The sequence below is a fragment of the Microbacterium sp. NPDC055312 genome (assembly GCF_053645675.1).
On sequence record NZ_JBSHMU010000003.1, the window covers coordinates 515,559 to 536,412 of the forward strand.

Genomic DNA, 20,854 nt, shown 5'->3' on the forward strand with positions numbered 1-20,854 from the left:
GGCTCAGCTCAGCGTCACGCGTCCGCGCAGCTCGCGCACGGTCGAGACTCCTGTCAGCTGCATGGTTCGCACAGCCTCGGCGCGCATGATCTGCAGCATCCGGTCCACCCCGCGCTCGCCGCCGGCCATCAGGCCGTAGAGGTAGGCGCGACCGACCATGCAGGCGTCCGCGCCGAGCGCGACAGCGGCGAGCACATCGGCACCGGAGAGGATGCCGGTGTCGAGGAAGATCTCGGCGCGGTCGCCGACGGCGGCTGCGATGTCGGGGAGCAGCCGGAGGGGAGTGGGCGCGCGGTCGAGCTGACGACCGCCGTGGTTCGACACGACGAGCGCGTCGGCGCCGGCATCCACCACCCGCTGCGCATCGGCGACCGACTGGATGCCCTTGACCACGAGCGTGCCCGCCCACTGCTCACGCAGCCAGGCGAGGTCGTCGATCTTGAGCGACGGGTCGAACATCCTGCCGACGAGCTCGGCGACCGTGCCGTCGAACGAGCGCAGGCTGGCGAACTCGATCGGGTCGGTGGTGAGCACGTTGAACCACCACTCGGGATGCCACGCCATGTCCCACATGGTCTTCAGGTTCAGCGTCGGCGGAATGGTCAGACCGTTGCGCGCATCGCGAAGCCGGTTGCCCGCGACCGGGGTGTCGACCGTGAGCACGAGGGTGTCGTAACCGGCGCGGCGCACATCATCGACCAGCCGACGTGTGCTGTCGCGGTCCTTCCAGAGGTACAGCTGGAACCAGTTGTGCCCGCCGGGCACGGCCTGCTGCAGCTCGGCCGGCGAGGTGGTGCCCATGGTCGAGAGCGTGTAGGGGACACCAGCCCGAGCCGCCGCCCGCGCGACGGCGATCTCACCCTCGTGCTGCATCATGCGGGTGAAACCGGTCGGGGCCATGATGAGCGGGAACGAAGCCGGCGAGCCGAGGATCGTCGTCGACGTGTCGACCTCGGCGACGTCGTGCAGCACCCGCGGCTCGAACTCGACGCTCGCGAACGCCCGGCGTGCGCGAGCGATGCTCACCTCGTCCTCGGCGGCGCCGTGCACGTAGTCGAACACCGAGCGGGGCGTGGTGCGCCGGGCGATGCGCGCGAGATCCTTCACCGTCAGCGCCTGCGCCAAGCGCCGATCGACACGGTTGCGCACCGGACGCCGGAAGCCGAGCAGCGGCGCGACCGCACCCCAGGTGGGGATGCGGCGTGCGATCCGCCGGTCGGGGAGTGTCACTGCGTCGACCGGCCCGTGCCGAGGTACGCCTGGATGATGTCGTCATCGGCGAGCAGTGCGTCGGATGTCCCGGAGCGCACGATCTCACCGTTCTGCAGGATGTGACCCTCCTGGGCGGCCTGCAGGGCTCGGCGGGCGTTCTGCTCGACGAGCAGCACGGTCGTGCCTCCGGCGAGCACCTCGTCGATGACGGCGAACACCTCGTTGACGATCTTCGGCGCGAGTCCCATCGATGGCTCATCCATGAGCATGAGCTTCGGTCGCGCCAGCATGGCCCTGGCGATCGCCAGCATCTGCTGCTCGCCGCCCGACAGCGACCCGGCCGCCAGCTTGCGACGCTCGCCCAGCACGGGGAAGCGCTGGTACATGTCGTCGATGCCCGCGCTCGCACCGGCACCGTAAAACTTCGCGCCCATCTGCAGGTTCTCGGCGATCGTCATGGTGCTGAGGATCTGACGGCCCTCCGGCACCTGCACCAGACCGCGCGGCACCAGCTTGTGCGACTTGGTCTTGGTGATGTCGGCGCCGTCGAACAGGATCTGCCCGCCTGAGGGGCGCACGAGTCCCGAGATGGCGTTGATGATCGACGACTTGCCCGCGCCGTTGGCGCCGACCAGCGTCACCAGAGACCCGGCGGCTACATCGAACGTGACGCCGCGCACGGCGTGCACGCGTCCGTACGAGACAGACAGGTTCCTCACGCTCAGCAGCGGCTCAGCCATGGTTCTCCTCCTCGGAGGCCGGCGCGGCCGGTGCGGTCGGCGTGGGCGGGGTCGCCGCGGGATGCTCGGCGTCTTCGTCGGCGGCGCCGAGGTACGCCTCGATGACCCGCTCGTCGGCGGCGATCTCGGCCGGAGTGCCGTCGGCCAGCACCTCGCCGAAGTTGAGCACGACGATGTGGTCGCAGGTGTCGAGCACCATGCCGACGTTGTGCTCGATGAAGATGATCGTCAGACCGTCCTCGGTCAGCGAGCGGATCAGCGTCGACAGTCCCTCGGCCTCGACGTGGTTCATGCCGGCAGCCGGCTCGTCGAGGATCAGCAGGGACGGGTCGGCGGCCAGGGCCCTGGCGATCTCGAGACGGCGCTGATCACCGTACGACAGGCTCTTCGCCGTGTCGTCCGCCTTGTCGAGCAGGCCGACGCGCTGCAGACAGCGCGCGGCGTGCGTGAGAGCGAGCCGCTCGTCGCGACGGGCGGAAGGCAGCCAGAGCAGGCGCCGCAGGAACGTCGGCTTCGCGACGAGGTGCGCGCCGATCAGCACGTTCTCGAGGGCCGTGAGCCGGTTGAACAGCTTGGAGTGCTGGAACGTGCGGGTGACGCCGGCCGCGGCGATGCGGTGCACGGGTGTGCGCCCGACCTGCACGCCGAGCACGGTTGCCGTGCCGGCCGAGGGCGGGATCAGGCCGCTGATCATGTTGACCAGCGTCGTCTTCCCGGCACCGTTCGGTCCTATCAGACCGACCACGTCGCCGCTGCGCACCGTCAGGTCGACGCCGCGCACGGCGTGCACGCCGCCGTACTCCTTCGACAGCCCCTTCAGCTCCGCGACGATCTCGCCCTTGGCGGGGTGCGTGCGGCCGGGCATCGGCTCGGCGGTGTCAAGAGTCGACACATCGATGCGCTGGCGACGACGCGGGATGAGGCTGGCGATGCCGCCCGGCAGGTACAGGATCACGAGAAGCAGCAGCAGGCCCGAGATGAACGGACGGATCCACCCCGCGTCGATGCCCACCATGCGCTGCAGCTCGGGCAGCAGCGTCTGGAACCCGCTGCCCAGGATCGGACCGAGGAAGTTCGCGGTGCCGCCGACGACGGCGGTGACCAGCCCGTCGATGGCCTTCTCGAACGCGAAGTCCTCCGGCGCGATGAGGCGCAGGTAGTACGCCCACATCACGCCGTACAGACCTGCCAGCACACCGGCGGCGACGAACGCGCTCAGGCGGTGCCCGCCGACGTTGATGCCGATGGAGCGGGCGGCGAGCTCGTCCTCGCGAATGGCCTCGAGTGCCCGTCCGTAGCGCGAGCGGGCCTGACGCCAGAACCAGTACGCCACGACCAGCAGCACGATCCAGGCGATCAGCGGCGTCATCACCTTCGGCACCGCCATGCCCTGAGCACCGCCGGTCCACTCGGCGTTCAGGATGAAGATGCGGATCGCCTCAGCGAAGCCGAGCGTCGCGATCGCGAGGAACACCCCGCGCAGCCGCATCGTCGGCAGTCCCAGGACGACAGCGGCGAGGGCGCCGACGAGCATGCCGACGACCATCGCGAACAGCAGCGTGGGAATCGGTCCCCACGTCGTGGGGGGAGGGGTGATCGTGGCCGCGGTGAAGGCCGCCAGGCCGGCGAAGCCCGCCTGCGCGAGGCTCAGCTGGCCCGCCACGAGCACGGCGTAGAACGAGAACGCGAAGACGCCGTTGAGGGCGATGAAGACGAGGGTCGACTCGGTGAACAGCATCAGACCTCACGCACCTTGCGCTTGCCGAACAGTCCCTGCGGACGCACGAGAAGGATGACGAAGAGCAGAGCGAACGCGATCAGGTCGCGCCAGCTCGAGCCGACGTACTGAATCGCGAAGACCTCGGCGATGCCCAGCACCAGACCGCCGATCAGCGCTCCCGGCAGCGAGCCCATGCCGCCGACGATGATCACCGCGAGGCCCTTCAGCTCGATCGCGCTGCCCATGCCCAGCTGAGCGCTGTTCACGCTGAGGGCGAAGAGCACGCCGGCGACCGCGCCGAGCGCCGTCGAGATCGCGAACGTGATCGCGGTGACCCGGTCGACGTCGACACCGAGAACCCGGGCCGCACCCGGGTTCTCGGCGACGGCGCGCATCGAACGGCCGAGCGATGAACGGCTGACCAGCAGGGTCAGCGCGATCATGAGCCCGAGCGACACTGCGACGATGACGATCTGCAGCATGCTGGCGGTGACCCCGCCGAACTCGATCGCGTCATCCGGCACGGTGCCCGCCGGGAAGCGCCGGGTGTTCGGGCCGAAGACCGCCTGGAGCAGGGCGATCAGCATCCCGCCCATCGCGATCGACGAGATCAGCCCGGCGAAGTGCGCGTCGGGCCGGTCCTTCAGCGGGCGGAAGGCGATCCGCTCGATGAGCAGACCCATGATGGCGCCGAACGCGAACACGATCACGAGCACCACGCCGAAGGGCAGGTCGAACGACTCGGTGAGCCAGATTCCCACGAATGCCGAGGCGGCGAACGCGGCGGGATGGGCCAGGTTCAGTCGGTCGAGGATGCCGAACACCAGCGTGAAGCCGATGGCGAACAGGGCATAGATCGATCCGAGGAACAGGCCGTTCAGCAACTGCTGCTGCATGACGGTTCTTCGCTTCGCAGGTCAGTTCAGGACGGCGAACTTGCCGTCCTTCACGATCTGGACGACGGCAGGGTGCTCAGCGTCGCGGTCCTTGTTGATGCTGATCGCCCCGAGCGGGGTGGCGAGGTCCTTGACCTCGCTCAGACCCTTCTGCACGTCGGCGCGCTCCGCCGAGCAGCCGGCACGGACTGCGTGGTCGATGATCAGCATGCCGGTGTAGGCCTGAGCGGCGAACTGGTCGGGACCCGCGCCGTACTTCTCCTCGAAAGCCTTCATGAAGGCGGTGTTCTCGGGGCTGTCGGACGCGGAGTTCCAGGCGGCACCCACGATGACACCCTCGGCGGCGTCGCCGGCGTCCTTCATCAGAGCCGGGTTGTTGAAGCCGTTGCCGCCGATGATCGGGTGGTCGATGCCGAGTTCACGCGCCTGGGTGACCAGCGGAATGGCCGCTTCGATCAGCGCTGAGACGACGATGGCATCCGGCTTCTTCTCCTTGGCGGCCGTGAGGAGGCTGCGGAAATCCGTGTCCTTCACCGAGAACTTCAGCGTCTCGATCACGTCGACACCCTCGTCCTTCAGAGCCGATTCCATGACCTTGAAGCCCGACTCGGTGAACGCGTCATCGTTGCTGTACATGACGACGACCTTCTTCAGGCCGAGGCTCTCTTTGGCGGCCTTGATGGTCTGCGGAATGACCTGCGCCTCGGTGAGCGAGTCGCGGAAGATGAAGTCGCCCTGCTCGGTGATGCCGGTGGCGGTGTTCGAGATCGCGAGAACCGGCATACCGGCCTCCTGGGCGATGGGCTGCGCCTGGAACGCGGTGTTCGAGAGCGTGGGGCCGATGACGACGCTCTCACCGCCCGACACGAAGCCCTCGAACACGCTGATCGCCTGACGCGGATCGGTGCCGTCGTCCTCGACCTTGAGCTCGTACTCGACGCCGTCCTTCTTGTTGAGGTCTGCGACAGCGAGCTCGAGGCCCTTCTGCTGCGACTCCCCGTAGCTCGCGGCGGCACCCGTGAGGCTGAGCGCGGCGCCCACGGGAACCGCGCCCTCGATGACGCAGGAGTCGCCGCTGCCCGAGCCCTTCTGACCTTCGGCGGAGCCGCTGCCGCCGCCGTCGGTGCTGCTGCACCCGGCGAGAACCAGAGCGGAGGCGGACAGGATGACGGCTGTGCGGAGTGCGTTACGCATGGGAATCCAATCGACGGGCGCGGTGATTGCAGATCGCCGACGGAGACACGGACTTCGTGCGACCGGGTGCGCGCACCATCATCCTCGAGGTGCGCGCTGTGGCGACCTCTCGATCATATGCCGGGTCGCGCACCGCTTCCGGCTCACCAGATGACGGCGATGCCCGCGTTCACCAGGGTCAGCACGCCGATGCCCCAGAACATCGCCGACGGCACGTGGCCGCTCTTGCGCTGGCGGGCCTGGCCGATGCCGAGGAAGGCGCCGATGATCAGCAGGATGACGAGCTTGGTGCCGATCTTGGCGTAGTTCATCTCCGCGCCGTCGGGCAGGCCCCACGGAGCTGCGAGGGCAAGCCCGGCGACGGCGGCGATGGTGAAGCCGATGTGCATCAGCTTCACGATCTCGCGCTTGCCGCCGAACGCCTGCACCGCCCACGCGCCGAAGAGCACGGCGAAGCCGATGAGGTGGGCGAACAGAACGATGTGGCGCAGGGTCTCCATGGCCCCAGGCTACCCGGTATGTCGCGGCCGGTCAGCCTCGCAGCGCGCGGATCACCAGCGCCGTGCGCAGAGCGGCGTCCGCAGCTTCGGCGCCCTTGTCCTCCTTCGAACCCTCGAGGCCCGCTCGATCGAGGCCCTGCTGCTCGTCGTCGAGGGTGAGCACCCCGAAGCCGACCGGCTTGCCGGCATCCAGCGCGACCCGGCTGAGCCCGTCGGTGGTGGCCGACGACACGTACTCGAAGTGCGGCGTTCCGCCGCGGATGATCACGCCGAGCGCGACCACGGCATCCGCTCCGCCCGCGAAAGCCGCCTGGGCGGCGACCGCCAGCTCGAACGACCCGGGCACGCGCACAAGGGTGTGCGCGGCGCCGGCCTCGTCGAGCACGCGCTGCGCGCCCGCGATGAGGCCGTTCGAGATCGTCTCGTGCCAGGTGCCGGCGATCACGACGACACGCAGTCCGCTGCCGTCGATCGGGGTGGTCGGGGTGGGGGCTCCTGCGCCGCTCATGCGTCGTCCTTTCCGAGGGCGTGGGCGAGTTCGTCCGCGCCGATGATGTGACCCATGCGATCGCGCTTGGTCTCGAGATACTGGTGGTTGTTGGGGCCGACGCCGACGATCAGCGGCACCTGCTCGACGACGTCGAGGCCGAGGGCCTTCAGCTTCTCGACCTTGTCGGTGTTGTTGGTGAGCAGGCGCACCTTCGAGACACCCAGGTCGGTGAGGATGCCGGCAGCCGCCGCGTACTCGCGCGCGTCTGCGGGCAGGCCCAGGGCGAGGTTGGCGTCGACCGTGTCGAGGCCCTCCTCCTGCAGCGCGTAGGCGCGCAGCTTGTTGATCAGCCCGATGCCCCGGCCCTCGTGACCGCGCATGTAGACGACGACGCCGCCCTCCTCGTCGATGCGGTCGAGGGCGGCCTGCAGCTGCGGGCCGCACTCGCACTTCTGCGACCCGAACGCCTCGCCGGTGAGGCACTCCGAGTGCACACGCACCAGCGCGGTCTCGCCCGGTGTGCCCGACACGATGGCGATGTGGTCGGTGCCGCTGATGCGGTCTTTGTACGCCAGGAAGCGGAAGGTGCCGTGCTCCGTCGGCACATGGGCGTCCGCGCGCAGGCTGACCCGGCGGCCGGTGCGCTGCGCGAGACAGTCGGCCTCGTCGCGCGGGTCGACCTCGTTCAGGTGCGCGATGAGCTGCTCGATCGTGATCACGGGCACCCCCTCGCGCGCGCCCAGCTCGAGCAGCGCCGGCAGGCGCATCATGCTGCCGTCGTCGGCGACGACCTCGGCGATCGCGCCCACCGGCTGCAGGCCGGCGAGCCGCATCAGCTCGACGGCCGCCTCGGTGTGCCCGCCGCGTTCGCGCACGCCGCCGTCGACGGCGCGCAACGGCAGGATGTGGCCGGGTCGGATGAGGCTGGTGGGAACGGATGCCGGGTTCGCCAGCACATTTAGGGTCAGCGCGCGGTCGTGGGCGCTGATGCCCGTGGTGATGCCCTCGGCGGCGTCGACGCTCACGGTGTACGCCGTGGTGCGGGCGTCTTCGTTGGTCTCGACCATGGGCGGCAGGTTCAGGTGGTCAGCGAGATCTGCGGGCATCGGGGCGCAGATGAGGCCCGAGGTCCAGCGCACCATCCAGGCCATCGTCTCGGCGGTGGCGAGCTCGGCGGAGATGATGATGTCACCCTCGTTCTCGCGGTTCTCATCGTCGGCGACGATGATCGGCTTGCCGGCGCGCAGCGCGGCGAGGGCGTCGGAGAGCGGGGACAGGCTCATCGCGAGCCTCCTTCCGGGGCGGAGCGGAACGCGAGCAGGCGCTGCACATGACGGGCGAGGATGTCGGTCTCGAGGTTGACGATGTCGCTGGGCTCGAGGGCGCCGAGGGTCGTGGCTTCGAGCGTCTCGGGGATGAGAGACACCTCGAACCAGTGCTCACCGGTCTGGGTCCCTGAGCCGTCGTGGGCCCCTGAGCCTGTCGAAGGGCCCGCGCTCACCGCGCTCACCGTCAGCGAGGTTCCGTCGACGCTGATCGAGCCCTTGTCGACGACCAGCGGTGCGAGCTCGGCGGGCAGGCTGATGCGCAGCACGCTCCACTGAGCGCCGGGGCGCACATCGAGCACGGTGCCGACGCCGTCGACGTGCCCCTGCACGATGTGGCCGCCCAGACGTGCGCCGACCGGCATGGCCTTCTCGATGTTCACCCGCGAGCCGACCTGCACGGCGCCCAGCGCCGACACGTCGAGGGTCTGCTTCATGACGTCGGCGTCGAATGTCGTCTCGGTCGACGCCACGACGGTCAGGCACACGCCGCTGACGGCGATCGACTCGCCGTGCACGGCATCCGCTGCCGCCTTCGGTGCGAGCACCGTGAGCCGCCATCCGTCGCCCGATGCCGAGATCGCGGCGATCTCGCCGACCTCCTCGATGATTCCGGTGAACATCAGCTTCCTTCCTGTCCCGCGGCGTGGTCCGTGGCGGGGTGTGCGATGGCGAGCAGGTCGGCCCCTCCCGCGACGTGGGCCGTGGCGGGGTGTGCGATGGCGAGCAGGTCGTCCCCTCCCGCGACGGGGCCCGTGGCGGGGTGTGCGATGGCGAGCAGGTCGGCGCCGAGCGGCATCCACTGCTCTACCTGCAGGCGCAGGGCGTCGCCGATCGAGGCGACGCCGATGTCGGTGAGTGCGAGCCGCTCGCCGCCGAGCAGCACGGGCGCGATGTACGCGAGCACGGTGTCGGCGAATCCGGCGCTGATGAACGCGCTCGCCAGCGTCGGTCCGCCTTCGACGAAGACGCGCTGCACTCCGCGGTCGCGCAGGTCGGCGAGCACGGCGGGCAGGTCGCGGGTGTCGTAGAACAGCGGCGGGCGCGGATGCCGATGCACGGCGGCCTGCGGGGGAGTCGCTCGTGAGCCGATCACGACGGGGATCGGCTGGTGCGAATAAAGCGCATCGCCGTCGCGCGCGGTGAGCGCGGGATCGTCGGCGAGCAGGGTTCCGGTGCCGACGACGATCGCGTCGGCCCGCGACCGGCGTCGGTGCACGTCGGCGCGCGCGTCGGGTCCGGTGATCCACTGGCTGCTGCCGTCGGATGCCGCGGCCCTGCCGTCCAGGCTCTGCGCCCACTTCACGGTGACGTGCGGCCGGCCGAGCCGCTGCACGGTCAGCCAGTCGTCGATGAGGCGGCGTGCGGCATCCGCCTGCTCGCCGCCGACCACCTCGACACCCGCCGCGCGGAGTCGATCCGCGCCGCCGCTGGAGACATCGCCCGGGTCGTCAAGCGCGTAGACGACGCGCGCGACGCCCGCGTCGATCAGGGCCTGCGCGCAGGGTCCCGTGCGTCCGGTGTGGTTGCACGGCTCGAGCGTGACGACGGCGGTGGCACCGGATGCCTGTTCCGGGGTGAGCTGTGAGAGCGCGTCGACCTCGGCATGCGGGGTTCCCGCACCGCGGTGCCAGCCGTCGGCGATCACGTCGCCTGCGGGGGAGAGGATGACGGCGCCCACCTGAGGATTCAGACCGCGCGGACCCCTGCCCGCGAGCGCGAGGGCGCGATGCATCGCATCGCGTTCGGCCTCGGTCACTGCCATCGGTCATCCTTCTCTGGGTGCCCGGGGTCTGCAGCGCACGCGTGCGCCACGTGCTGCCTCTCTTCCGGACTAGCGAGCGGATGCTCGCATCACCGTCGGTTCCGGATTTCCACCGGATCGGCGCCTGTCGCCAGGCGTTCGCGGACTGTCACCGCCGGTTCGGATTCCCACCGACCCCGGAGCACGTTGATGCTCTGAGTCTACTCAACGTGCATCAGGGGGATTCATTCCCCGTGATGAGCCGGCGTCACTTCAGCAGCCGTGACAGTCGACGGTCGGCAAGCACCTTGCCGCCGGTCTGGCAGGTGGGGCAGTACTCCATCGACCGGTCGGCGAAGAACACGCTGCGCACGGTGTCGCCGCACACCGGACACGTCTCGCCACGACGGGCGTGCACCTGCATGCCCCGCCGCTTGGCGTCCTTCAGGTCCGCGGGCGGCTTGCCGGCCGCCTCGGCGATCGCCTCGCGCAGCGTCTGCTGCATCGCGTCGTACAGCCGGTCGACCTCGGCCTCGTCGAGGTTCGCGGCCGGCGCGTAGGGCGACATCTTCGCCGCGTGCAGGATCTCGTCGCTGTACGCGTTGCCGATGCCGGCGATCAGACCCTGGTCGCGCAGCAGCCCCTTGATCTGTGTGCGGTGACCGGTGAGCAGGGCGGCCAACGCGTCGCGGGTGAAGGCGGGATCGAGCGGGTCGGGGCCGAGCCGGGCGATGCCGGGCACGTCGTTCGGGTGACGCGCGACGTAGACGGCGAGCGACTTCTTCGTGCCCGCCTCGGTGAGGTCGAATCCGCTGCCGTCGTCGAGTGCGACGCGCACCGCGATCGGGCTGCGACCCGGCTTGATGAGCGTGGTCGGCAGCTCGTCGTACCAGCGCAGCCATCCCGCTTTCGCGAGATGGAAGATGAGGTGCAGGTCGTCGCCCAGGGCCAGATCGATGAACTTGCCGTGCCGCGAAGCGGCCGTGATCCGGGCATCCTGCAGCGCCGTCACCGGCGGATCGAAGGTCTTCAGCGCCGCGATCGCCGCCACGCTGACGCGCGTGACGGTGCGCCCCACCGCGCGCGCGGCGAGGAAGTCGACCAGTCCCTGTACCTCCGGCATCTCGGGCATGCCGTCATCCTGTCACGCACGCGGACTGCCGAGGTCGGAAATCTCAGACGATCCGGGCCGCGGCCGGCGCGCCGGCCGCTGGCGCGCCGTGCGCCCGGCATCCGGTCTGAGACCTCCGATGTGACCCGGCCGGATGCCGGTGCTCTCAGCTCACAGCACCGGCCACGCGACCGGCGAGCGGTCGTCGGATGCGAGCAGACCGGCGATCCAGCCGTCGTCTCGGCCCCGTGGGCTGGTGAGTCCCTGGCGCAGCAGGCCCTCGTAGCGGAAGCCGAGCGAGCGCGCCGTGCGGGCAGACGGAATGTTGCCGGCCACCGCGCGCCAGCTGAGCCGCACGAGGCCCAGCTCGTCGAAGGCGAAGTCGATCACGGTGCGCGCGGCTTCGACCATCACGCCTTGACCTCGGAAGGCCGCGACGCCCCAGAACCCGATCTCCGCCTCGCCGCCGTGCGGGTGATCGGTGATCCGGTGCAGGCCGATCATGCCGGCCAGCACGCTGTCCTTGCGGATCGCCCACACCGTCTCCGCGCGGTCCGCCCACCACGCCGCGACGAGCTCGACGAAATCGGCCGCGTGCTGCCGGGTGTACGGAGTCGGCACCGTGGTCCAGCGGGGCACCTCCGGGTCCTGACAGGCGGCGGTGATCGCGTCGACGTCGGCTTCGGTCGGAATGCTCAGCACGAGCCGCTCGGTGCGAATGATGACAGGGTCCACCCGGCAACGTTATCCGCAGCCGGTCGGCGTCGATATCCTGGAACGAGGGGTGCCCGCGGTCGGCGGTGCGCAGAAGGAGGCGGACGTGGCGGTGCAGCACACATCGCCGCGCGGCGTACTCGCCTCGGTGCTCGCCTCGATGCTGTTCGGCGGGATCTTCTTCCTCGCCGGCGTGCTGAGCTCGTCCGCCGAGGTGGTCTTCGCCTGGCGGGTGCTCGTGACCTTCGCCTGCTACGCGCTCGCGCTGCTGCATCCGCTCGCACGCGAGCAGCTGCGCCTGCTCGGACGGCGACTGCGTGCGCGGTGGTGGATGCCGCTGCTGCTGGTGTGTCTCGCCGCGATCATCGGCTTCCAGCTGTGGCTGTTCATGTGGGCGCCGATGCACGGGCACGCCCTCGACACCTCGCTCGGCTACCTGCTGCTGCCGATCTGCCTCGTGCTCGGCGGGCGCTTCCTGCTGGGCGCCCCGGTGAGCCGGATGCAGTGGCTGGTCGTCTCTCTCGCCGCCGTCGCCGTTGCGGTGAAGATCGCCGCCACCCCGCAGCTGTCGTGGGTGACGCTCGCGATCTGCCTGCCGTACACCGTCTACTTCGTGGTGCGCCAGCGCTTCGGGCTCGACGGCCCGATCGTGTTCGGCGCCGAATCGCTGCTCATGGTGCCGCTCGCGGTGCTCTTCCTCGCCACCGCGGCGCCCGGCGTGATCTCGGCCGCCGAGCTGTCGGGCCTGGTCGGCATCGGACTGGCCAGCGCGGCGGCGATGTCGCTGTACCTCGCGGCGGCGACCCTGCTGCCGCTGCCGGTGTTCGGGCTGCTCAGCTACGTCGAGCCCGTGCTGCTCGTCGGCGTCGCGCTGCTGCTGGGCGAGCGGATGCAGGGGGCGGACGGCCTCGTCTACGTCATCCTCGCCGTCGCCCTCGCTGTGCTGGCGGTGGAGGGCTTCCGCGGGTCGCGGCGCAGTCGCCGGGGGCGCGGCGACCTGCCGCTGCCGAGCGATCCCGGTGCGCCGGGAGTCGGCGAGCCCGACGCCGACCGTCGCGACTAGAATCGTCCGGTGACTGTTCCGGGGATTCTGCGCGCCTTGGAAGAGGCGAACCTGTACCGTGACGCCCTCACCTGGGCGCAGACCGATGCCGAGATCTCGGCGGTCGACGGGCTCGACGCCCCGATCATCGCAGGGCTGCTGCGCAAGCGCGCATCGTCGGGCAAGCCGGCATCCGCCCTCGTCGTCACCCCAACCGGCCGCCGCGCCGAATCGGTCGCCGCGGCGCTCGCCGCCTACCTGGGCGACACCGAGATCCTCACCTTCCCGGCGTGGGAGACGCTGCCGCACGAGCGGCTGAGCCCCAGCCCCGACACAGTCGGCAAGCGGCTCGACACCCTGCGCCGCGTCGTCACCTGGACGGGCGAGAAGCCGCTCGTCGTCGTCGCCTCGGTGCGCGCCGCCCTGCAGCCGCTCGCCGCGAACCTCGGCGACGCGGCTCCGCTCGAGCTGCGCGTCGGCGGGCGCGGCATCGAGCTGGAGCATGCCGTCGAGCAGCTCGTCGAGCGCGCGTACTCGAGAGTCGATATGGTCTCCCGCCGCGGCGAGTTCGCGGTGCGCGGCGGCATCCTCGATGTCTTCCCACCCACCGCCGATCACCCGCTGCGCGTGGAGTTCTTCGGTGACGAGGTCGACCAGATCCGTGCCTTCTCGGTCGCCGACCAGCGCTCTCTGCCCGGCGATGTCGACGCTGTCTCCCTCGCCGCGAGCCGTGAGCTGCTGCTCACCGCCGACGTGCGCGAGCGCGCGGGCGAGCTGATCGCCCGGTTCCCGGCGATGTCGGCGATGCTCGAGAAGATGTCGCAGGGCATCCCGGTCGAGGGCATGGAATCGCTGCTGCCCGTCGTCGCGGGTCCCCTCGTGACACTCGCCGAGTACCTGCCCGAGAGGTCGGCCATCGCGGTCGTCGACCCCGAGCGTGCCAGCTCTCGCGCGCACAACCTCGGCGAGACGAATCGTGAGTTCCTCGAGGCGGCGTGGAGCGCGGCCACGTCGGGTGCATCGGCCCCCATAGATACTTCGACAGGGCTCAGCACAGGCCTCGGCGCGGGCGACTTCATCAGCCTCGCGCGCATGCGCGAGATCGTCCACGAGCGCGACGGCGTGTGGTGGCGGGTGACGCCGTTCGCCACCGACGACGACGCCGCCGAGCATCTGGACTCGTCGGTCATCCCGTCGTTCCACGGCAACGTCGACGGTGCGATCTCGTTCGTCGAGGCGCGGCTCGGTGAGGGATGGCGCGTCGTCATCATCTCGTCGGGGCAGGGCCTGGTCGAGCGGGCGCGCGACGTGCTCAGCGACCGCGGCCTCGCCGCGCGCATCGTCGGCGACCTCGTCGACGAGCCGGAGGGCGGGGTGGCGACTCTGGTCGCAGGCTCGGTCGAGTCGGGTTTCCAGGTGCCGGATGCCCGGATCGCCGTGCTCACCGACAACGAGTTCTACGGCCGCACGATCGGCGGCGACCAGCGCATGGTCAAGAAGCTGGCCTCGCGGCGACGCAACGTCGTCGATCCGCTGCAGCTGAAGCCGGGCGATTTCGTCGTGCATTCCACCCACGGCATCGGGCGCTTCGTCGAGATGACCAAGCGGGAGGTGTCGTCGGGCGGGCGCCATGCCGTCAAGACCACCCGCGAGTATCTCGTGCTCGAGTACGCGCCCGCGAAGCGCGGCTACCCGGGCGACAAGCTGTTCGTGCCCACCGATCAGCTCGACCTGCTCTCGAAGTACGTCGGCGGTGAGGCGCCCACCCTGTCGAAGATGGGCGGCAGCGACTGGGCGGCCGCCAAGGGCAAGGCGCGGCGGGCCGTGCGCGACATCGCCGTCGAGCTGGTCAAGCTGTACTCGGCGCGGATGAGCTCGAAAGGGCACGCGTTCGGGCCCGACACACCCTGGCAGCGCGAGTTGGAGGAGGCGTTCCCGTTCGCCGAGACCCAGGACCAGCTGCAGACCATCGAAGAGATCAAGGCCGACATGGAGCGGCCCATCCCGATGGACCGCCTGCTCTCGGGCGACGTCGGCTTCGGCAAGACCGAGGTGGCCGTGCGCGCCGCATTCAAGGCGATCCAAGAGGGCAAGCAGGTCGCGATGCTCGTTCCGACGACCTTGCTCGTCAAGCAGCACTTCGAGACGTTCACCGAGCGCTTCGCCGGGTTCCCGGTGCAGGTGCGCGCGCTGTCGCGGTTCCAGACCGACAAAGAGGCGCGGCTCACCCTGCAGGGACTCCTCGACGGGTCGGTCGACATGGTCATCGGCACGCACCGCATCCTCACCGACCAGGTCATTTTCAAGGACCTCGGGCTGATGATCATCGACGAGGAGCAGCGCTTCGGCGTCGAGCACAAGGACGCGCTGAAGAAGATGAAGACGAACGTCGACATCCTCGCGATGAGCGCCACGCCCATCCCGCGCACGCTCGAGATGGCGGTCACGGGCATCCGCGAGATGTCGACGCTGCAGACGCCGCCGGAGGACAGGCATCCGATCCTCTCGTTCGTCGGCCCGCGCAGCGACAAGCAGATCGCCGCGGCGATCCGCCGCGAGATCCTGCGCGAGGGTCAGGTGTTCTTCGTGCACAACCGGGTGCAGTCGATCCAGCGGGTCGCCTCGGAACTCGCCGAGCTGGTGCCCGAGGCGCGGATCGCCGTGGCGCACGGGCGGATGGGCGAGCATCAGCTCGAGCAGGTGGTCGACGACTTCTGGGAGCGCAAGTACGACGTGCTCGTCTCGACCACCATCATCGAGACCGGCCTCGACATCGCGAACGCCAACACGATCATCATCGACCGCGCCGACAAGTACGGACTGTCGCAGCTGCACCAGCTGCGCGGGCGGGTCGGCCGCGCTCGTGAGCGGGCATACGCGTACTTCTTCTACGACGAGATGAAGCCGCTGAGCGAGACCGCCGCCGACCGGCTGCAGACCATCGCCGTAAACAACGACCTCGGATCGGGCATGCAGGTCGCCTTGAAGGACCTCGAGCTGCGCGGCGCGGGCAACCTGCTCGGCGCCGAGCAGGCCGGCCACATCGCCGGCGTCGGGTTCGACCTCTATCTGCGCATGATCGGCGAGGCGGTGGCGACGTTCCGCGGCGAGGACACCGACTCCGAGATCGAGCTGCGTCTCGAGCTGCCGGTCGATGCCCGCATCCCCGAGCACTACATCGACAGCGAGCGGCTGCGCCTCGAGGCGTATCAGAAGCTGTCGTCGGCGGCCACGGTGTCGGCCGCAGACGATGCGATCGACCTCGTCGTCGAAGAGCTCGTCGACCGGTACGGGGCGTTCCCCGACGAGGTCATCACGCTGGTGAAGGTCGCGCGGCTGCGCCGGCGCGCCGCACGGGCCGGGCTGTCGGACGTCGTCGCCATGGGCTCGAACCTGCGCATCGCCCCGGCTCGCTTCGAGGATTCGATGAAGGTGCGCCTGCAGCGGCTGTACCCGAAGGCGAAGCTGGTCGGCGGGGGAGAGGCGCTGGTCGTGCCGATGCCGACGGATTCCGACCTGATCGAATGGGTCGGCAACCTCTTCACCGCGATGTTCCCCGAGCCGGCGAAGGCCGAGACCGAGGCTGCGGGCGTCTGATCCGCGGGTAGGTTCGAGGCATGGCGGCACTCGATCGGACACTCGAACAGCCAGGGGCGCGACTGCGGTTCCACGATACGGGCGGGACGGGCGTGCCGGTGGTGCTCACCCACGGCGCCGGCATGGATCACACATCGTTCCTGCCGCAGGCCGAGGCGATCCGGAATGCCGGTGACCGGGTGATCCTGTGGGACATGCGCGGCCACGGCGAGTCAGCCCTCGCGCCCGGCACACGGTTCAGCGCGACCGACGCGCTCGACGACCTCGCGGCGCTGCTCGACGCCTGCGGCGTCGACCGGGCGATCCTGATCGGGCACTCACTGGGCGGAAATCTCGCTCAAGAGTTCGCGAAGCGGCATCCGGATCGGGTCGCGGGTCTCGTCGTCATCGGCTCCACGTGGAACGCCGGACCGCTGAGCGCCATGGAGCGGTTCGGGCTACGCCTCGCGGCGCCGACGCTGGCCGTGATCCCGGCCTCTCGGCTGCCGCGCATGATGGCGCAGGTTTCGGCCGTGCATGCGGAGGTGGTCGACGGGATCGAGCGGGTCTTCGCGCGGATGCCGAAGCCGATGTTCATCGATGTCTGGCGAGCCACCGTCTCGTTCGTGGATCCGGATTCCGGATACCGCACCCCTGTGCCGCTGGGCCTCATCCGCGGTGCAGCCGATCGCACGGGCAACATCGCCACGGCGATGCCGCGCTGGGCCGCGCACGAGGGCGTGCAGGAGCATGCCATCCGCGGGGCCGGGCATGTGGTGATGCTCGATGCCCCTCAGTCGACGAGCGATGCGCTGCTCGCGGTGCTCGAGGGCATGCGGCGCTGACCCCCGGTGCGCTTCGCGCGGCTATGCGCACTCGGTGCGGAGGATTACTCGGCTCCGGTGCGCGCGAAGCGTACGCGCGCTCCGGTCTGCAGGGCGGAGGCTGCGCGCCCACTTCTACCTCTTGTAGAATCTTGGGGTGAGCGCAGACCGAGACCCCTGGGTGCTGGAGGTGTCGCGCCCGCAGCAGCCGTCGCGACGCCCCGACCTGTCGTCGGTGCCGAAGCGGGCGCTGTATGCGCTCGGGCTGCTCGCAGCCGGGCGCGCACTCGGCCTCGTGCTCATCGCCGAGGCGGTCGCGCGCGGAATCGCCGGGCTGGCGGCATCCGGTCTCACACCCGAGGCCACCCGCGCCATCCTCATCCTCGGTGTGGCGGGAGCGCTGCTGCGGGCCGGAGCGGAATGGGGCACCTCCGTCGTCTCGCGACGCGTCGCCACCGACGTCAAACGCGACCTGCGCACGCGGCTGTGGCAGCGCATCGCCGACGGCGATCGTGCCGGTGGCGGCACCGCCGTGCTCGCCGCCGACGGACTCGACGACCTCGACGACTACTTCATCCAATCGCTGCCCTCCCTCATCGGTGCGGCGATCATCCCGCTGCTGGTCGGGCTGCGCATCCTCGGCGCCGACTGGCTCAGCGCCCTCATCATCGTGATCACCGTCCCGCTCGTGCCGCTGTTCATGATCCTGATCGGCAAGCACACCCAGCAGCGCACAGACGCGGCGCTCAGCGCGCTCACCCGCCTTGCCGACCACCTCACCGAGCTCGCGCGCGGCCTGCCCGTGCTCGTGGGTCTCGGCCGGGTCGACGAGCAGACACGGGCGCTCGACGGCATCCAGCGCCGCTACCGCCAGCGCACCGAGGAGACGTTGCGCTGGGCCTTCCTGTCGGCCCTGGCCCTCGAGCTCATCGCCACCATCTCGGTCGCGGTCGTCGCCGTGTTCCTCGGTCTGCGACTGCTGAACGGCACCATGGCGCTCGAGCCCGCCCTCATCGCGCTGATCCTCGCACCGGAGTGCTTCACCGCTCTGCGCGATGTCGGCACGGCTTTCCACGCCTCGCAGGACGGACTCTCCGCGCTCGAGCGGGCGAAGGCGATGCTCGGCGCGCCGTCCCGCCGCGACCCGCGCCTCGACCCGGCCGGTCCGGTTCGCGTCGACGCGCTGACGGTCACCTATCCCGGTCGGCAGGCACCCGCGCTGTGCGCGGTGACGGCCGAGATCTCGGGAGTGACGGCGATCACCGGCCCGAGCGGCGCGGGCAAGTCGACGCTGCTCGGTGCGCTCGCGGGTGTGCTTCCCGCCGAGGCGGCGGTCTCGGGTGCGGTGCGCGGAGTGGATCCGGATGCCGTGGCCTGGGCGCCACAGGCTCCGGCTTTCGCCGCGACACCGCGGGAGGAGCTCGCGCTGTACGGCGCCGGGCCCGCCGCGCTCGACGAGCTGGGACTGGAGCGCCTGGCCGACGCGGCGGTCGCCGAGCTCAGCCCGGGCGAGCAGCGCCGGCTGGCGGTCGCGCGGGCTCTCGCGCGAGTGGATGCCGGCGCCCGCCTCCTCATTCTCGACGAGCCGACCGCGCACCTCGACCCCGTCGCGGCTGAGCTCGTGCGCGCGGCCGTGCGACGCCGCGCCGGGCAGTGCACGGTCGTGCTCGCCAGTCACGAGCCCGAGACCCTGGCGCTGGCCGACCGTTTCGTGTCCGTGGCCGAACAGGCGGCTGAGGACGCCGGCGGCGGCGCCCGTGCACACGAGCATCCGGCATCTGACGAACGGCTCGAGCCGCGGCAGCCGTCTGAATCGCCTTCCCCCTCAGGTGCTGAGCCGCCGACCGGGCAGCGAACCCTCACCCTCGCCTCTCTGCTGCGCCCGCACGCCTGGCTGTGGGCGGCGTCGATGGCGCTCTCCGCGCTCGCTGCCGGGCTCGCCGTCGCGCTCACCGCCGTCTCGGGGTGGCTGATCGTGCGCGCCAGCGTCGAGGAGTACATCATGTACCTGCTCGTGGCCATCGTCGGCGTGCGCGCGTTCGGCATCGGCCGCGCGGTCGGGCGATACGCCGATCGACTGGTCACGCACCGCGCCACGTTCCTCGTGGTCGACGCGCTGCGCCTGCGGCTCTGGCGCGCGATCGCGGCCCGAGGCGCCGGATCCCGCCGCCTGCTCGAGGGCGGCGCGCCGCTCGACTACCTCGTCACGCTCACCGACGACCTGCGCGATCAGCTGCCGCGCGTCGTCCCGCCCCTCGGCGCCGGCCTGCTCGTGCTCGCGGGCACCGTCGTCACGGCCGCGTTCGTCACCCCGCACCTCACCGTGCTGGTCGCCGCGGTGCTGATCGTCGCCGTCGTCCTCGCCTCGTCGCTCGCCCTGCTCAGCGAACGAGGCGCCTCCGCCGATCGCGTCGCAGCACGCTCGGACATCGTGCGCTCCACCGCCGTCCTCGCCTCCGCCGCCGACGATCTGCGCGGCAACGGAGTGGCCGACGGCGCTCTTCGGCAGCTCGACGCACACGCTCGGCGGCTCGCGTCGGCCGAGAGACGCGCCGCATGGTCGGCAGGGCTCGGCGCTGCCGTCGTCACCATCGCGACCACGATGCTCGCCGTTCTCGTGCCGGTGCTCTCGTCCGAGCTGCCCGCCGAGTCGGCCTCGGTCGTCGCCCTGCTGTCGCTCGCCCTGTTCGAGCCGCTCGCCGCCTTCGTCGTCGCGATGCACCGCCTTCCGGTGCTGCAGAGCGTGCTGCGCCGCCTCGACGTGGTGCTGCGGCCCGCGACCACGCCGCAGTGGGGGACGACCGTGCCGGATGCCGTCACTCGCCTCGCCCTCGAGGCGGTGACGGTCCGCTACCCGGGCGCAGCTGCTCCCGCCGTGTCGGACGTCTCCGCCGATGTCGCTCGCGGTGGCTGGCTCGTGCTGGACGGGCCGTCCGGTTCGGGCAAGTCGACGCTGCTTTCGGCGGTGATGGGTGCTCTGCCCGTGGCATCCGGAGCGATCACCGCCGACGGGCGACCGATCACCGCTTTCGACGAGCGCTCCTGGCGCGACCGGGTCGCCTGGTGCCCGCAGGATGCGTACGTCTTCGATTCGACGCTGCGCGGCAACCTGCTTCTCGCGCGCGATCGCGACGACGCACCCGATGACGAGGCGCTGCGTGACGTGCTCGGGCAGGCGGGTCTCGCCGGCCTGCTCGACGCGCTCGACGGCGATCTCGACGCGCGTGTGGGCCCGGGCGGTTCAGCCCTGTCGGGAGGAGAGCGTCAGCGGCTCGCCGTCGCGCGGGCCCTGCTCACTCGCGCCGAGATCCTCCTGCTCGACGAGCCGACCGCGCATCTCGATCGGCCGACCGCCGCGGCGATGATGGCTGATGTGCGCCGCGCCACCGACGACCGGATCGTCATGCTCGTCTCGCACCGGAGCGCTGACCGCCATGAGGGTGACGCGGTCGTGCGACTCGGGACCCACGCCGTGCCCGTCGGGTGAGCCGCCGCCGCACCGGATGAGGGGGCGCCCGTGCACCGTGCGTCGCTCGCCCTGCTCGCCCTTGCGCTGGCCGCGCGCACTCGTCGGGTGCAGGAGAACACGCGGAGGCAGGCTCGATTCGGCGGATTTCTCCTGTGCTCGGGTGTTCGCCTGCGCTCGCGAGGCGAGGCGCGGCGAGAGGCTTGGCGGCCGTGCGGGCGAGCGGCCGAGCGGCCGCGCGGCCGCCCCCCGGGGGGGGCAGTCGGGGGGGCCGCGGGACCAGTTGCGCACCCCCGCAGA

At 70.6% G+C, this 20,854-nt stretch carries 16 protein-coding genes and 1 riboswitch; of the genes, 4 read left to right on the top strand and 12 right to left on the bottom strand.

Features of this window, described 5'->3' with window-relative positions; genetic code table 11:
• Positions 1–3 precede the first annotated feature (3 nt).
• The 12 genes from ACWIDW_RS10975 to ACWIDW_RS11030 form a co-directional block, all read right to left on the bottom strand.
• Positions 4–1,230, bottom strand: a complete 1,227-nt coding sequence (locus ACWIDW_RS10975; RefSeq protein ID WP_454125235.1) for an alpha-hydroxy acid oxidase — start codon at positions 1,228–1,230, stop codon at positions 4–6.
• Positions 1,227–1,952 (bottom strand): ABC transporter ATP-binding protein, encoded by a 726-nt coding sequence (locus ACWIDW_RS10980; RefSeq protein ID WP_454125237.1) that lies wholly within the window; start codon positions 1,950–1,952, stop codon positions 1,227–1,229. Before ACWIDW_RS10980 ends, ACWIDW_RS10975 begins: the two co-directional genes overlap by 4 nt.
• On the bottom strand, positions 1,945–3,690 hold the full coding sequence (locus ACWIDW_RS10985) for a branched-chain amino acid ABC transporter ATP-binding protein/permease (RefSeq protein ID WP_454125239.1): 1,746 nt from the start codon (positions 3,688–3,690) through the stop codon (positions 1,945–1,947). The genes ACWIDW_RS10980 and ACWIDW_RS10985 overlap by 8 nt, the downstream gene beginning before the upstream one ends.
• Positions 3,690–4,568, bottom strand: coding sequence for a branched-chain amino acid ABC transporter permease (locus tag ACWIDW_RS10990; RefSeq protein ID WP_313355210.1), 879 nt, complete (start codon positions 4,566–4,568; stop codon positions 3,690–3,692). The genes ACWIDW_RS10985 and ACWIDW_RS10990 overlap by 1 nt, the downstream gene beginning before the upstream one ends.
• 21 nt (positions 4,569–4,589) lie before the next feature.
• Positions 4,590–5,762, bottom strand: a complete 1,173-nt coding sequence (locus ACWIDW_RS10995; protein ID WP_454125241.1) for an ABC transporter substrate-binding protein — start codon at positions 5,760–5,762, stop codon at positions 4,590–4,592.
• 143 nt (positions 5,763–5,905) lie between these two features.
• Complete coding sequence (locus tag ACWIDW_RS11000; RefSeq protein ID WP_454125242.1) at positions 5,906–6,262, bottom strand: Fe-S protein; 357 nt, start codon at positions 6,260–6,262, stop codon at positions 5,906–5,908.
• A gap of 31 nt (positions 6,263–6,293) precedes the next feature.
• Complete coding sequence (ribH, locus tag ACWIDW_RS11005) at positions 6,294–6,770, bottom strand: 6,7-dimethyl-8-ribityllumazine synthase (RefSeq protein WP_454125243.1); 477 nt, start codon at positions 6,768–6,770, stop codon at positions 6,294–6,296.
• The gene (gene ribA / locus ACWIDW_RS11010) at positions 6,767–8,035 is read right to left on the bottom strand and encodes a GTP cyclohydrolase II (RefSeq protein ID WP_454125245.1); all 1,269 of its coding nucleotides are present in this window, start codon (positions 8,033–8,035) and stop codon (positions 6,767–6,769) included. The genes ribH and ribA overlap by 4 nt, the downstream gene beginning before the upstream one ends.
• Positions 8,032–8,700 (bottom strand): riboflavin synthase, encoded by a 669-nt coding sequence (locus ACWIDW_RS11015; protein ID WP_454125247.1) that lies wholly within the window; start codon positions 8,698–8,700, stop codon positions 8,032–8,034. Before ACWIDW_RS11015 ends, ribA begins: the two co-directional genes overlap by 4 nt.
• Positions 8,700–9,842, bottom strand: a complete 1,143-nt coding sequence (ribD, locus tag ACWIDW_RS11020; protein WP_454125249.1) for a bifunctional diaminohydroxyphosphoribosylaminopyrimidine deaminase/5-amino-6-(5-phosphoribosylamino)uracil reductase RibD — start codon at positions 9,840–9,842, stop codon at positions 8,700–8,702. The genes ACWIDW_RS11015 and ribD overlap by 1 nt, the downstream gene beginning before the upstream one ends.
• Positions 9,843–9,888: 46 nt before the next feature.
• Positions 9,889–10,031, bottom strand: a riboswitch (FMN riboswitch).
• Between the two features lie 58 nt (positions 10,032–10,089).
• Entirely contained in the window at positions 10,090–10,953 is an 864-nt protein-coding gene (locus ACWIDW_RS11025; RefSeq protein WP_454125251.1) for an Fpg/Nei family DNA glycosylase, read from the bottom strand.
• Between the two features lie 150 nt (positions 10,954–11,103).
• Positions 11,104–11,667, bottom strand: a complete 564-nt coding sequence (locus tag ACWIDW_RS11030) for a GNAT family N-acetyltransferase (RefSeq protein WP_454125252.1) — start codon at positions 11,665–11,667, stop codon at positions 11,104–11,106.
• Positions 11,668–11,752: 85 nt separating this feature from the next.
• Here ACWIDW_RS11030 and rarD point away from each other — a divergent pair, with 85 nt between their 5' ends.
• The 4 genes from rarD (at position 11,753) to cydC (ending at position 20,575) form a co-directional block, all read left to right on the top strand.
• Positions 11,753–12,709 carry an EamA family transporter RarD gene (gene rarD, locus ACWIDW_RS11035; protein ID WP_454125254.1) on the top strand — a complete coding sequence of 319 codons (957 nt, stop codon included), beginning with the start codon at positions 11,753–11,755 and terminating at the stop codon, positions 12,707–12,709.
• Positions 12,710–12,718: 9 nt separating this feature from the next.
• The gene (gene mfd / locus ACWIDW_RS11040; protein ID WP_454125255.1) at positions 12,719–16,285 is read left to right on the top strand and encodes a transcription-repair coupling factor; all 3,567 of its coding nucleotides are present in this window, start codon (positions 12,719–12,721) and stop codon (positions 16,283–16,285) included.
• A gap of 20 nt (positions 16,286–16,305) precedes the next feature.
• Positions 16,306–17,109, top strand: a complete 804-nt coding sequence (locus tag ACWIDW_RS11045; RefSeq protein WP_454125257.1) for an alpha/beta fold hydrolase — start codon at positions 16,306–16,308, stop codon at positions 17,107–17,109.
• Between the two features lie 136 nt (positions 17,110–17,245).
• Complete coding sequence (gene cydC, locus ACWIDW_RS11050; protein WP_454125259.1) at positions 17,246–20,575, top strand: thiol reductant ABC exporter subunit CydC; 3,330 nt, start codon at positions 17,246–17,248, stop codon at positions 20,573–20,575.
• Positions 20,576–20,854 lie beyond the last annotated feature (279 nt).